The sequence below is a fragment of the Pseudoclavibacter sp. Z016 genome (assembly GCF_002931215.1).
Taxonomy (GTDB): domain Bacteria; phylum Actinomycetota; class Actinomycetes; order Actinomycetales; family Microbacteriaceae; genus Pseudoclavibacter.
This window is the reverse complement of the sequence record NZ_PSTU01000017.1, coordinates 316,419-328,803: the sequence shown is the minus strand read 5'-3', so window position 1 is coordinate 328,803 and position 12,385 is coordinate 316,419. Positions and strand designations below refer to the sequence as shown.

General features: G+C 68.9%; 14 protein-coding genes. 2 read left to right on the top strand and 12 right to left on the bottom strand.

What is annotated here, in order from left to right; translation table 11 throughout:
- Nucleotides 1-134: 134 nt before the first annotated feature.
- The gene (locus C5B99_RS16805; RefSeq protein WP_104244143.1) at nucleotides 135-1,487 is read right to left on the bottom strand and encodes an ABC transporter substrate-binding protein; all 1,353 of its coding nucleotides are present in this window, start codon (nucleotides 1,485-1,487) and stop codon (nucleotides 135-137) included.
- 110 nt (nucleotides 1,488-1,597) lie between these two features.
- Nucleotides 1,598-2,074 carry a GNAT family N-acetyltransferase gene (locus C5B99_RS16800; protein WP_104244141.1) on the bottom strand — a complete coding sequence of 159 codons (477 nt, stop codon included), beginning with the start codon at nucleotides 2,072-2,074 and terminating at the stop codon, nucleotides 1,598-1,600.
- A 109-nt stretch (nucleotides 2,075-2,183) separates the two neighbouring features.
- Here C5B99_RS16800 and C5B99_RS16795 point away from each other — a divergent pair, with 109 nt between their 5' ends.
- Nucleotides 2,184-3,203: an acryloyl-CoA reductase gene (locus C5B99_RS16795; RefSeq protein WP_104244139.1), complete on the top strand. Its 1,020-nt coding sequence runs from the start codon at nucleotides 2,184-2,186 to the stop codon at nucleotides 3,201-3,203.
- A gap of 22 nt (nucleotides 3,204-3,225) precedes the next feature.
- Here the strand turns inward: C5B99_RS16795 and C5B99_RS16790 are convergent, their stop codons facing one another.
- Nucleotides 3,226-3,573, bottom strand: a complete 348-nt coding sequence (locus C5B99_RS16790; protein ID WP_104244137.1) for a helix-turn-helix domain-containing protein — start codon at nucleotides 3,571-3,573, stop codon at nucleotides 3,226-3,228.
- A gap of 80 nt (nucleotides 3,574-3,653) precedes the next feature.
- On the opposite strand from C5B99_RS16790, the gene C5B99_RS16785 reads away from it, so the two are divergent.
- Nucleotides 3,654-4,313, top strand: a complete 660-nt coding sequence (locus C5B99_RS16785) for an FMN-dependent NADH-azoreductase (RefSeq protein WP_104244135.1) — start codon at nucleotides 3,654-3,656, stop codon at nucleotides 4,311-4,313.
- A gap of 142 nt (nucleotides 4,314-4,455) precedes the next feature.
- Here C5B99_RS16785 and C5B99_RS16780 read toward each other — a convergent pair whose 3' ends face one another.
- The 9 genes from C5B99_RS16780 to C5B99_RS16740 form a co-directional block, all read right to left on the bottom strand.
- Nucleotides 4,456-5,091 carry a DedA family protein gene (locus C5B99_RS16780; protein ID WP_181059529.1) on the bottom strand — a complete coding sequence of 212 codons (636 nt, stop codon included), beginning with the start codon at nucleotides 5,089-5,091 and terminating at the stop codon, nucleotides 4,456-4,458.
- 47 nt (nucleotides 5,092-5,138) lie between these two features.
- Nucleotides 5,139-6,491 (bottom strand): glutamate-1-semialdehyde 2,1-aminomutase, encoded by a 1,353-nt coding sequence (hemL, locus tag C5B99_RS16775; RefSeq protein WP_104244133.1) that lies wholly within the window; start codon nucleotides 6,489-6,491, stop codon nucleotides 5,139-5,141.
- Entirely contained in the window at nucleotides 6,488-7,513 is a 1,026-nt protein-coding gene (hemB, locus tag C5B99_RS16770; RefSeq protein WP_104244131.1) for a porphobilinogen synthase, read from the bottom strand. The genes hemL and hemB overlap by 4 nt, the downstream gene beginning before the upstream one ends.
- Nucleotides 7,514-7,609: 96 nt before the next feature.
- Nucleotides 7,610-8,524 carry a uroporphyrinogen-III synthase gene (locus tag C5B99_RS16765; protein WP_104244129.1) on the bottom strand — a complete coding sequence of 305 codons (915 nt, stop codon included), beginning with the start codon at nucleotides 8,522-8,524 and terminating at the stop codon, nucleotides 7,610-7,612.
- 33 nt (nucleotides 8,525-8,557) lie between these two features.
- Nucleotides 8,558-9,481, bottom strand: a complete 924-nt coding sequence (gene hemC, locus C5B99_RS16760; protein WP_258063490.1) for a hydroxymethylbilane synthase — start codon at nucleotides 9,479-9,481, stop codon at nucleotides 8,558-8,560.
- Nucleotides 9,478-10,671: a ferrochelatase gene (locus C5B99_RS16755; RefSeq protein ID WP_258063497.1), complete on the bottom strand. Its 1,194-nt coding sequence runs from the start codon at nucleotides 10,669-10,671 to the stop codon at nucleotides 9,478-9,480. Before C5B99_RS16755 ends, hemC begins: the two co-directional genes overlap by 4 nt.
- Before the next feature lie 89 nt (nucleotides 10,672-10,760).
- Entirely contained in the window at nucleotides 10,761-11,573 is an 813-nt protein-coding gene (gene hemQ, locus C5B99_RS16750; protein ID WP_104244123.1) for a hydrogen peroxide-dependent heme synthase, read from the bottom strand.
- Nucleotides 11,574-11,633: 60 nt separating this feature from the next.
- Complete coding sequence (locus C5B99_RS16745; RefSeq protein ID WP_104244121.1) at nucleotides 11,634-11,930, bottom strand: DUF3618 domain-containing protein; 297 nt, start codon at nucleotides 11,928-11,930, stop codon at nucleotides 11,634-11,636.
- Entirely contained in the window at nucleotides 11,923-12,384 is a 462-nt protein-coding gene (locus C5B99_RS16740; RefSeq protein WP_104244119.1) for a phage holin family protein, read from the bottom strand. The genes C5B99_RS16745 and C5B99_RS16740 overlap by 8 nt, the downstream gene beginning before the upstream one ends.
- Between the last annotated feature and the right edge of the window lies 1 nt (nucleotide 12,385).

Genomic DNA, 12,385 nt, shown 5'->3' with positions numbered 1-12,385 from the left:
GGGGAGGGAGAGGACGGCAGCGGGGCGGGCGGATGCTCGGCTCGGGCATGCGATAGGGCCAAGCCCAGCCCCGCCAGGGCACGCGAAAGGGCCCGGGATGCGTGCATCCCGGGCCCTTCGCTCAGCGGGTCAGCTTAGAGCTGGCCAGCCTCTTCTCCGATGTTGGAGTAGGTGTTGCCGTTGCCGTACTGGTAGATGCCGATCGTGGCCTCTGACGGGTCGCCGTTCTCGTCGAACGAGATCGGTCCGGAGACGCCGTCGTAGTCGATGTCGGTTCCAGCTTCGAGGAGCGCGACGCAGTCGGCGTAGGTGGTGCACTTCTCACCCTCTACGGAAACCTTCTGCATGTTGTCCTTGATCGTCGCCGGGTCAGCGGCACCGCCGGCCTGTGCGGCGAGGGCTGCCAGGATGACCGCGTCGTACGACTCAGCGCCGTACGTGAAGTCCTTCAGGTCCGGGTCGATACCGAGCAGCTGGGCGCGGAAGTCGTCGGAGGCGACGACACCGGGGATGGTGCCCTTGGCGCAGTTCAGCGTGCCCTCTTCGAAGTCAGCGGAGTAGTCGGCCATGTTGCCGTCCACCATGTAGAGCTTGTCGGCGGGGAAGCCCTTGGTGCCGATGAGCTGCGGAACGATGGTCGCCGTCTGGTCGAACGCGACGAGCGCGATCGCGTCGGGGTCGGCGGCCGTGACGGCGTCGATCTGCGCGGAGAACTGGCTGTCGCCCTCGTTGAAGGCTTCAGACGCGACGACCTCGCCGCCAGCAGCCTCGACTGCTGTGGTGATGCTCTCGGAGAGGCCCGAGCCGTAGGCGTCATTCAGGTAGATGATGCCGACGGATGCGTTGCCGTCGTTGACGATCGTGTTTCCGTTGACGCGTCCCTGGAGGATGTCCGAGGGGGCCGTGCGGAAGTAGAAGCCGTTGTCGGCGTAGGTGGAGAACTCGGCCGAGGTGTTCGCCGGCGAGATCTGCACGACGCCTGCACCGGTGATCTGGTCGATGACCGTCATCGAGACGCCCGAGGATGCCGCGCCGACGATGGCGGACACGTTCTGGCTCAGCAGGTCGGTGACCGACTGCGTCGCGATGTCGGTCGACGTGTCGCCCGAGTCACGGTGGACGACGGTGATGTTGCCGCCGAGCACACCGGACGGCGAGGCGTTGATCTCGGCGACTGCGAGGTCGACACCCGCGATCTCGGGCGGGCCGAGGAAGGCGAGGGTTCCGGTCTGCGGAAGCAGCGAGCCGATCTTGAGCGCCTCGGAGCGCTCCTGAGCGGTCGGTGCGTCGACGGGCGTGACGTCGGCTACGGATGCAGCCGTGTCGGGCCCACAGACGGCAGCGGCAGCATCGCCCTCCGCATCTGGACTGCCACCTTCGGTCGTCGACGAGCACGCAGCCAGCATGAAGACGCCGACGCTCATGGCGGCGATTCCTGTGGTGATGCGCAACTTCCTGGAGGGAGACGACTTGGCAAAGTTACTCATGGTGCTCCTTTATACGTAAGCAGAGAGCGAGCGCCGCGCAGCGGCGCCCGGATCTCAAGCTAGCCGCGGCACTGCGACCAACTGATTCATGCTTGTTACGAGCGAGTAAATCATGAGTCAGGGCTCGATGTGTATTTCACCATCGGCACGTGGGGAATGTCGTCCTCCATGAAGTTCTCACCGCATCGTTCGAACCCGAATCTCGCGTACCAGGATTCGAGGTGGGCCTGCCCGTTGAGGGAGGTCGAGAGGCCTTCACTCTCGGCGATCTCGACGAGGTGGCGGATGATCTGAGCCGAGTATCCGAGGCCGCGGGAGCTCTCGGCCGTCACGACCCTGCCGATGGGGCGTGACAGGTGCGTCGGCAGGTGCTCGTCCGGCCAGCCGATGGGGAGGAGTCTCGCGTAGCTGTGCGGGTAGAGGGGGTCGTCGCCGATGAACGCATGCAGGGTGCCGTCGGCGAAGTCGGCCGTGTCCGGGTCGAGGTACACGCAGTCCTGCTCGACGACGAAGATGCTCGAGCGCAGGTGCAGGATGCCCCAGAGCTCGGCGGCACTGAGTTCGGTGAAGGTGCGGACCGTGATCATGCCAGCCAGTCTTGCAGAGCGGCAGCGCAGCAGAGCAGCGAGCGGCGAGCGGTCGGCTCCGTGCAGCGGATCCTGGGGAGCTCTGATCCGCGCCCCCTACGATGGCGCCATGGTTCGCGGATACCTGACGACGAAGTCCACCGACGACGCGGGGAAGCCTCGCATCGACGTCGCGTTCGATGAGCTCGGCGACGAGCTGTTCGGCGACGGCCGCCTCCATCGCGGCCAGGTGCTCGTCGACGTGGCCTACTCGAGCCTCAACTACAAGGACGCCCTGCTGCTCGCCGGCAGGCCCGGCGTGAGTCGAGCGGATGTGCTCGTCCCGGGCATCGACGTCGTCGGCGTCGTTCGGGAGTCGCGCACGCCGAACTTCGTGCCAGGCGACCGCGTCGTGCTGAACGGTGCGGGGCTCGGCGAGAGCAGGCACGGCGGCCTCGCCGAGCTGTGCCTCGTCGACGACGAGTCGCTCATCCACCTACCCGAGGAGATGTCCCTCATGCAGGGGGCCGCCATCGGCACTGCCGGGTACACGGCGATGCTGTCGGTGCTGGCGCTCGAGAAGCAGGTCGCGCCCGGCGACGGCGATGTGCTCGTGACGGGTGCGGCGGGTGGCGTCGGCAGCGTCGCGATCGCCCTGCTGGCGGGACTCGGCTACCGGGTCGTCGCATCCACTGGCCGCGGTGACGAGGAGGGTGACTACCTGCGCCGCCTCGGCGCGGCCGAGATCATCGACCGGCACGTGCTCTCCGATGCGCCGGGCAAGGGACTGCAGACGGAGCGCTGGGCCGGGGCCATCGACGCGGTCGGCTCGACGACCCTCGCGAACGTGATCGCGCAGACGAGACGAGAAGGGCTGGTGACGGCGTGCGGGCTAGCGCAGGGTACCGACCTGCCGACGACGGTCCTGCCGTTCATCCTGCGCGGCGTGACGCTGCGCGGCATCAACTCGGTCGTGCAGAGCCTGGAGGTGCGGGCCGAGGCCTGGAACAGGCTCCTCGAGCTCGACAGCGAACTGCTCGAGTCGATGACCGAGGTCGTCGCCCTCGAGGAGGCGGTCGAGGTCGCGCAGCCCATCCTCGATGGGGCGGTGCGCGGGCGAACGGTCGTGCGCGTGCGGGGTGACGCCTGATTCGAGGGCGACTGACGCTGGATCAGGTCAGCGGGGCGTGCTCGAGGTTCTCCGATGCCCACGTGCCGAGCTGCTTGAGCACCGGGATGAGGCGCTGACCGGCCGTCGTGAGCTCGTAGCTGACCGAGATCGGCGGGCCATCGTTGACGGTGCGCGCGACGAGTCCGGCCCCGGCGAGCTCGGTCAGGCGGTCGGAGAGGACCGCGTCGCTGATGCCCGTCACCGCGCGGCGCAGGGCGACGAAGGTGAGGGGCTGCGAGCCGAGCACATCGATGATCATGCCGTTCCAGCGCTTGCCCAGCAGCGTGAAGGCGAGCGAGATGGCGCCGTCGCATTCCGCGGCGCCGTGCTCCTGCGCTTTCTCTGCCATGCCGCCAGTGTACCCGTGCTAATCTGCACAGAGTCGCTCTGGTTTTCATAGCGACTCTGTGAAATTTCAAGGAGCCCCGCATGTCCCTTCTCCGTATCGATGCCAGCCTGCTCCCCGCCACCTCCGCCAGCCGCGCGCTCGGCGACCTCGTCGAGGCCGAGTGGACCCAGGCACACCCCGACTCGGTTGTCACACGCCGCAACCTCATCGAGTCGCCCATCCCCGCCGACGCCTGGCAGAACGCCGTCTACGCTGGCTTCACGCCCGAGGACGACCGCACCGAGGAGCAGCGCGCCGCCGTCGCCCTCGCAGCGCAGCTGGCCGACGAGATCATCGCGGCCGACGCCCTGCTCTTCACCGTGCCGCTCTACAACTACGGCATCTCGCAGCACTTCAAGCTCTGGTTCGACCTCGCCTACACCGACCCGCGCACCAACGCTGGAAGCACGACGCTCGCCGGGAAGCCCGCAACCCTCGCGACCGTCCTCGGTGGCAACTACGACGAGGGCACCCCGAAGGAAGGCTGGGACCACTCCACGCCGTACCTGACCCGTCTGCTCCAGGACGCATGGGGCCTCGACCTCCGCGTCGTGCAGCGTCCCTTCACGCTCGTGGGCGTCAACCCGGCACTCGACCAGTTCGCCGACCTCGCCGCCGACCTCAAGTCCGAAGCCGAGACGAAGGCGGCGGAGTCCGGCCGCGAGCTCGCCGAGCTCCGCGGCAAGACCGACGCCGCGTAGGCAGGCGGAGCCCAGCTCCACCGCTCCGACCGTCGACAGCCGGGCAGTCTCGGGATACGGAACTCGCTTCCTCGAGGGGAACGCCTCTCAGCGAAGCGCGTTCTGCATCCCGCAGACTCTCCGACTCCGTGGGCGGGGTGCCCTAGCTTGCGACGTCGGCCTTCCGGCGGTCCGTGAGCTTCTCGAACCAGCCGTTCACCACCTGCGCGAGAAGGCCAAGAGCGATGGCCGTGACCACGGCGAGCACCATCATGAGCAGCGGGTTGTCCGTGCTGAACGAGCCGAACACGGCGCCGATCACCACCGCGTAGCCAACCCACACGGCACTCGCGAGCACGGAAAGCGGAAGGAAGGTGGGCATCGGCATCCGGGCGTCGGATGCGGCGAGCACCGTCGCGATGCGCCCAAGCGGCAGCAGCCGCACGGTGACCATGACCCACTTCGGACGGGTCTTCAGCTGATCGCCGACTCGCGTGCGCACGGCGGTGAGCCGGCGCCCGTTCATCCAGCTCCACTTGCCGAACCCGACGCCCCTGGCGAGCCAGTACGTGCCGATGTCGCCGAGCACCATGCCGACGACGCAGAACGCGAAGAGTCCGAAGAGGTTGATGAGGGCCGTCCACCCCTGATCTCCGGCGGTGAGGGCGGAGATCGCCACGACCAGCGATTGACTCGGCAGGAAGGTGACGACGCCGCCGACGAGCAGCACGAGCGCCACGACCGCGAAGCTCCAGCCGGAGCCCCTCAGGTCGAGCACCCAGTTGGTGAGTTCCTCCACGTGGCTTCTAGGCCCTTTCGTCGACGGCTCGGCGTTCCAACGCGGCCCTACTCGGGTGCCGAGGCGTTGGCCGCGGCCCGGGCTGCTGCGGGGAGCGCCGCGAGAACGCGGTCGATGGCCGCATCGTCGTGGGCAGCCGAGACGAACCAGGCCTCGAAGACGCTCGGCGGCAGGTTGACACCGGCGTCGAGCATCGCGGCGAAGAACGGCGGGTAGCGCCAGGCCTCCTGGCGCTTGACCTCGTCCTCGTTCCGCGGCCCGCCGCCGGTTCCGGTCCAGCCGAGCGCCGCGCCATCGCCGAAGGTGAAGCTGAAGAGGTTGCCGACGTTCTGCACCGAGTGGGCGACGCCCGCGGCGGTGAGCGCCTCGGAGGTCGCGGTGCGGATGCGCTCGGCAGCCGCGTCGACGCGAGCGTAGACGGCGTCGTCGGCGTGCGAGAGCGTCGCGATGCCGGCGGCGACCGCGACGGGGTTCCCCGAGAGCGTGCCAGCCTGGTAGACGGGGCCCTGCGGGGCGAGGTGGCTCATGATCTCGCGCGGACCGCCCAGGGCCGCGACGGGCATGCCGCCGCCGATGACCTTGCCGAACGTGTACAGGTCGGCCTGCCATCCGCTCGAGGACTCGGTCTTCTGCTCCTCGCCCCACCAACCTGCTGGCCCGGTGCGGAACCCGGTGAGCACCTCGTCGCAGACGAGCAGGGCACCCTCGGACGAGCACAGCTGGGCGAGCTCGCGATTGAAGCCAGGCTCGGGAGGGACGACGCCCATGTTCGCGGGTGACGCCTCGGTAATGACAGCGGCGATCTCGCCGGGATGCTCGGCGAACGCGGCGCGCACGGCGTCGAGGTCGTTGAACGGGACGACGATGGTCTGCGAGGTGATGGCTTCCGGCACACCGGCAGAGCCCGGGAGCGCGAGCGTGGCGAGGCCCGAGCCCGCGGCCGCGAGGAGGCCGTCGGAGTGGCCGTGGTAGCAGCCCGCGAACTTCACGATGAGGTCGCGGCCCGTGTAGCCGCGTGCGAGCCGCAGGGCCGTCATGGTCGCCTCGGTTCCCGTGGAGACGAGGCGCACCTGCTCGATGGGGGCGATGCGATCGACGACGAGCTCCGCGAGCTGCGTCTCAGCGGGGGTGGGGGCTCCGAACGAGAGTCCGCGAGCCGCCGCGTCTTGGACTGCCTCGACGACGGCGGGATGCGCGTGCCCGAGCAGCATGGGGCCCCACCCGCTGACGAGGTCGACGTACTCGTTGCCGTCGACGTCGGTCAGGTACGGACCCGTCGCGGAGGCAGCGAAGGGAGGCGTGCCCCCAACCGAGCCGTACGCGCGGACCGGCGAGTTCACACCCCCGGGCGTGACCTCGAGCGAGCGGGCGAAGAGCGAGGCGGAGACGTCGTGGTTCATCGTGCATCCACTCTGCCATGGGCCGCCGACACTGGCGTGCCCGACTGCGACGCCAGGGTGCGCGCGAGCTCACTCGCGTAGTAGGTCAGCACGGCATCGGCGCCAGCGCGTCGAATCGACGTGATGGACTCCGCGATCGCGCGATCGCGGTCGATCCAGCCGTTCGCCGCGGCGGCCTCGATCATGGCGTACTCGCCGCTGACCTGGTAGGCCCACACGGGAACGATCGACTCCGCGGCGACATCGGCGAGCACGTCGAGGTACGAGCCAGCCGGCTTCACCATGACGACGTCGGCGCCCTCATCGATGTCGATGAGCGCCTCCCGCATGCCCTCGCGGCGGTTGGCCGGGTCGAGCTGGTAGGTGCGACGGTCTCCCTGGAGCTGCGAGTCCACAGCCTCCCGGAACGGGCCGTAGAACGCCGACGCGTACTTCGCGGAGTAGGCGACGATCGCGACGTCGGTGTGCCCGGCTGCGTCGAGGGCGGCCCTCGCACTCGCGACCTGGCCGTCCATCATCCCCGACATCCCGAGCATCGCAGCACCGGAGTCGGCTTGGGCGATCGCCATCGCGTCGTACCGCTCGAGCGTCGCGTCGTTGTCGACACGACCGGCCGCATCCAGCACGCCGCAGTGGCCGTGGTCGGTGAACTCGTCGAGGCAGAGGTCGGTCTGCACGACGATGTCCTCGCCGAATTCCTCCGCGAGCTTGCGGGCCGCGACGTTGAGGATGCCGTTCGGATCGGTCGCGCCCGAGCCCACGGCGTCGCGAGTCTCCGGCACGCCGAAGAGCATCACCCCGCCGACTCCGAGCGTCGCCGCCTCCTCGACCGCGCGGCGCAGCGAGTCGAGCGAGTGCTGCTGCACGCCGGGCATCGACGAGATCGCGATCGGCTCGCTCACGCCCTCGCGGACGAACAGCGGCAGGATGAGGTCGTTCGGGTGCACGCGCACCTCGCGGACCTGGCGGCGCACGGCGTCGCTCTGGCGCAGGCGACGAGGCCTGCGGCTCGGGGAGATCATGCGATCGTGTCCTTCCTCAGGAGTTCTGCGCCGACGGTCGCGGACGCGGCCCGGCTTGTCGGCATGTGGGTCCGATCCGCCCAGCAGGCGGCGAACTCAGCGGTCATTGGGGGCTTGACCGCGTCCCTCGTCGAGGGCAGGGATGTCTTCCTTCGGCACCGGTCGACTGTCGTGCTCGGCCTGCAGCTCGCTCGCCTCGAACGCGCGAAGCGCCTTCAGATCGATGGCCTCGGTCACCGGCATGTCGCTGCCGCTCGCAAGCCACTCGAGGCCGTCGAGCAGCGATGCGACCGAGCGCTGCTTGGCGACGACGTCGACGCGGAGACCCAGCTGCCTGGCGTCCTTCGCGGTCCGGGGGCCGATCGCGGCGATGTAGATCTCATCAGGGATCGGCGAGAACTGCTTGTGCACCTGCTCCGCCACGGAGCCGCTCGTCACGAGGATCGCTCGGATCCGGCTGTTGCGGATGTCGTACTGGATGCTCTCCGCCGCCGGCACACCCACCGTGCGGTACGCGACGACCGAGTCGACGAGGTGCCCGCGCCTGGCGAGCCCTTCCGCGAGCGTCGGTCGAGCGACCTCCGAGCGCAGCCACAGCACCGAGATGGGCGGCTGGCGGCGAGCCGCCTCGGCCCACTCCAGGAGCAGCCCCTTGGCGGAGTTGTCGTGCGTGGGAACGAAGTCCACCCGGTACCCGGCCGTCGTCAGCGAGGCCGCGGTCGTCTCGCCGACCGCCGCGATGAGCGTGTGGTCCGGCACCTTCACGCCGAGCGAGTGCATGACATCGGCAGCCGTGGCGCTCGTGACCGCGATCCAGTTGTAGTGCCCGCTCTCGAGCAGGCGGATCTTGTCGCTCAGCACCCGGGAGTCGTCCTCGTTCGGGCTCGCGAAGTTGATGAGCGGGGCCGTGATGGGGAACGCCGAACGGGCGCGAACGGCCTCCGCGACGTCGCCACCCCAGACGCCTCCACGGGGTACGAGGATCTTCCAGCCCTTCAGCGGTGCATCCATCGTGGTTCCTCCGTTCACGTCCGGACCCTCCGTTCAGGCCATCAGCGCGACAGCACCCTGATCGAAGAGGTCCGTCGAGATGAGCGAGACCAGTTCTGCCTGGGCGGCATCGAATGCGCCGGGGTCGGAGACCTCCACGGCACGCCTGCTGGAGACCCGCGAAGATCCGTCTACTGCATACACGGTAGCCCACGCCTCGAGTTTTCCGTCGGCGTACCGGGCTGCAGCGCCGACGGGAGCCGCGCATCCGGCTTCGAGCGTCGCGAGAATGCCGCGTTCGACGAGCACCGCCGCACGCGCTTCTCGGTCGTCGAGTTCGGCGACGCCCGCAGGTGCGTCGTCGTCGCGCACCTCGATGGCCAAGCAGCCCTGACCGGGAGCGTTGGGGAAGTCGGCGAGGTCGAAGCGCTCGGTGATGGCATCCGCGAAGCCGAGCCGCTCGAGCCCGGCAGCAGCGAGCACGACGGCGTCGAGCTCGCCGTCCGTGACGAAGCGGAGACGACGCTCGACGTTGCCGCGGATATCGCGGATCTCGAGGTCGGGCCGCAGCGTCAGGAGCTGCGCCACGCGCCGTGGCGAACCGGTGCCGACCTTCGCGCCGTGCGGAAGCTCCGCGAGGGAGAGTCCGGAGGCTCCGCCGAGCGAGCAGAGCGCGTCACGCGCATCTTCCCGCACGGGGTACGCGGCCACCGTGAGGCCGGGAGCCTTCGCGGTCGGGAGATCCTTGAGCGAATGCACGACGAGGTCGCACTCCCCCGCGAGCAGCGCATCCCGCAGCTCGCTCGCGAACACACCGGTGCCGCCGAGCGACGACAGTGCGGCGCGCGTCACATCGCCATGGGTCGTCACTCGCACCAGCTCGGTCTGCTCACCCGTGATGCGCTCGAGCTCCCGAGCCATCGTCGACGTCTGCGCGACCGCGAGCGCGCTGCCTCGCGTGCCGATCCGCAGGGTCACGGCAGCAGTCCGGAGACCGCCGGCTTGAAGCCCAGTCGCTTGTTCGCGCAGCACCCTGGGCGGCATACGTCGAACCACGGTCCGATCGAGGTCATCGCAGGACGCTCTTCGACGGGGAGCGCGTCGCGGCGCTCCAGTACGAGGTCGACGAGACCTTCGACGTACTTGGCGTGGATGCCGGGGGTCGGAGTGCGGCGGAACGCGAGTCCCGCATCCGCTGCCGAGTCCTTCGCCTCGTTGTCGAGGTCCCAGAGCACCTCCATGTGGTCGGAGACGAAGCCGATCGGCACGACGACGACCGCCTTGGTGCCCTTCGAGGGGAGCTCGGCGATGACGTCGTTGATGTCGGGCTCGAGCCACGGCTGCGAGGGCGGGCCGGAGCGCGACTGGTAGACGAGCTGCCAGGAGAGCTGCTCTGGCACTCGGTCTGAGATGGTCGTGTCCTCCGCGAGCTCCTGCAGGGCCGCGAGGGCCACGACTTCCGCGACGGCGAGATGCTGGGCGGCGTATGCGCCGCTCTCACCGAAGCCCGCGCCAGGAGGGCCCGAGTTCGCGGCGTCCGCCATCGGCACCGAGTGCGTCGTGAAGAGCACCTCGACCTCGGTGGCCAGGTCGAGCTCGGCGTCTTCTCGAGCGAGGCTGAGCACGGCGTCGCGAACACCCTCGATGAAGGGGGCGATGAAGCCAGGGTGGTCGAAGAAGGCGCGCACCTTGTCGATCGTGAGCTGCCCGCCGAGCCCCGTGTCCTCGAGCGCGTCAGCGAAGTCCTCGCGGTACTGACGGCAGCTGGAGAACGACGAGTAGGCGCTCGTGGCGACTGCGATGAGCGTCGAGCAGCCCGCTTCGCGGGCGTCGAGCAGCACGTCGTTGAAGTACGGCTCGGAGTTGCGGTTGCCCCAGAAGACGGGCAGGTCGATGCCGCGCCGCTCGAGCTCCCGCTCGATGGAGGCCTTCAGCTGACGGTTCTGCTCGTTGATGGGGCTCACGCCGCCGTAGTGCCGGTAGTGGTGGGCCACCTCCTCGAGCCGCTCGTCGGGGATGCCACGGCCTGCCGTGACGTTGCGCAGGAACGGGATGACCTCGTCCTGTCCTTCCGGGCCGCCGAAGGAGGCGAGCAGGATGCCGTCGTAGGCGACCGGCTCGGTCGTGTGCTCGGGGCCGAACTTGGCGGCATCGGAGGCGGCGCTCACGGCAGCATTGACCTCGACGCGGGTGAAGGTCGCCGGGCCTGGCTTGCGGCCCTGCGGCTTCGAACCGGTCTGCTGTGCGGCGACGTCGGTCACTGCAGTACCTCGACGATCTCGGAGGTCTGCAGGAAGCGACCCGTGTAGAACGGCACCTCCTCGCGCACGTGGCGCCGAGCGTCGGTCTGTCGCAGGTCACGCATCATGTCGACCAGGTTGAGGAGGTTGTCGTCCTCGAGCGCGAGGAGCCACTCGTAGTCGCTGATGCCGAAGGATGCGACGGTGTTGGTGAGCGTCGACGTGTACGCCGATCCGGCTCGGCCGTGCTCGGCGAGCATCTGACGACGCTCGTCCTCTGGGAGCAGGTACCACTCGTAGGAGCGCACGAACGGGTAGACGGTGACCCACTGGCGCGGCTCCTTGCCGAGCATGTACGCCGGCATATGGCGCGCGCTGAACTCGGCGGCGCGATGCACCCCGACGATCTGCCAGGACGGCGTGAGCGGCGCGATGAGCTCGCTTCGGCGGATCTGGCGCAGGCCCCACTGCAGGCTCTCGGGCACCTCACCGTGCAGCCAGACCATGAGCTCGCCGTCGTGCCGGAACCCGGAGACGTCGTAGAAGCCGCGCACCTTGACGCCGTTCTCCGCCAGCTCCGCGACGATGCCGTCGAGTTCGTCGACGGCCTTGATGGCGTCGCGCCCGGACAGGACGAGCTCGTTGAGCGTCTCTCGTCGGAAGACCGAGATCATCGTGTACTCGGTGAGCGTCGCGCCTCCCCCCTGCTCCTCAGCGCCATGGTGGGCCTCTGGGGCGCCCTGCTGAGCAGCCGATGCGTGCTCTGCGGGGACTGCGGACGTTGCGTTGGGCTCGGCGGCGAAAGCCGGGACCTCATTCGAGTGGGTCATGGTCCTATTCTACGAAATGTCGAGGAGTGTTTGGGGTGCGGCGCACAGCCGACCACGAGCTCAGCGGGAGCGGCGGTACAGGGCGACGGCGGCGGTCACGCCACCGGCCACGACGACCGCGGCACCAGTTGCGATGCCCGCGAGCAGGAGCGGATTGTCTTCCTTCAGGCGCTGGATGCTGTGACGCGTTGATTCGAGGAGTTCGCGGCCGCGGATGCGCGGGTCGACCTTCACCTCGATCGCGTCGAGCGTCGCCGCGAGCTCACGTCGGGTGCGCTCGATGTCGGCCTTCAGCTGGCCGTCGTTGCGCTTGTCTTCCTTCTTCGCGAGAGTCGCCTCGCCGTTCTGCTCACTCATACTGTCCGAGCCCCTTCACTGCGTTGACATCCTGCTTGACGCTGGCAATCGTGCGCTCCGGCGCGAGCTTGCCCGCGCGCTTCAGCGCGAGGTAGCCGGCGAGGCCGAGCACGATGACCAACAGCAGGAACGCGCCTGCCACGATGAGCGCGGAGAGCCACGGCGCGAACACCGTGTTGAGTCCGAGGACGGCGGCGGTCACGAGCACAGCCCACAGCGTGAGCGCGAAGAACGCCGCGGCGGCGAAGAGACCGACCGCGATGCCGTACTTCGTGCCGGTCGAGATGAGCTCTCGCTTGCCCTGCTCGACCTCGTCGCGCACGAGCTTCGTGAGGAGCTTGGGGACGTCGGTCACGAGCGTGCCGAGGCTCGACCGTGACTTCGGGTTGGCCCTCGTGCGGCCGATGCCGGGGAAGGGCCCGCGGATCGGCGTCTTTTCTGACGACTCAGACATG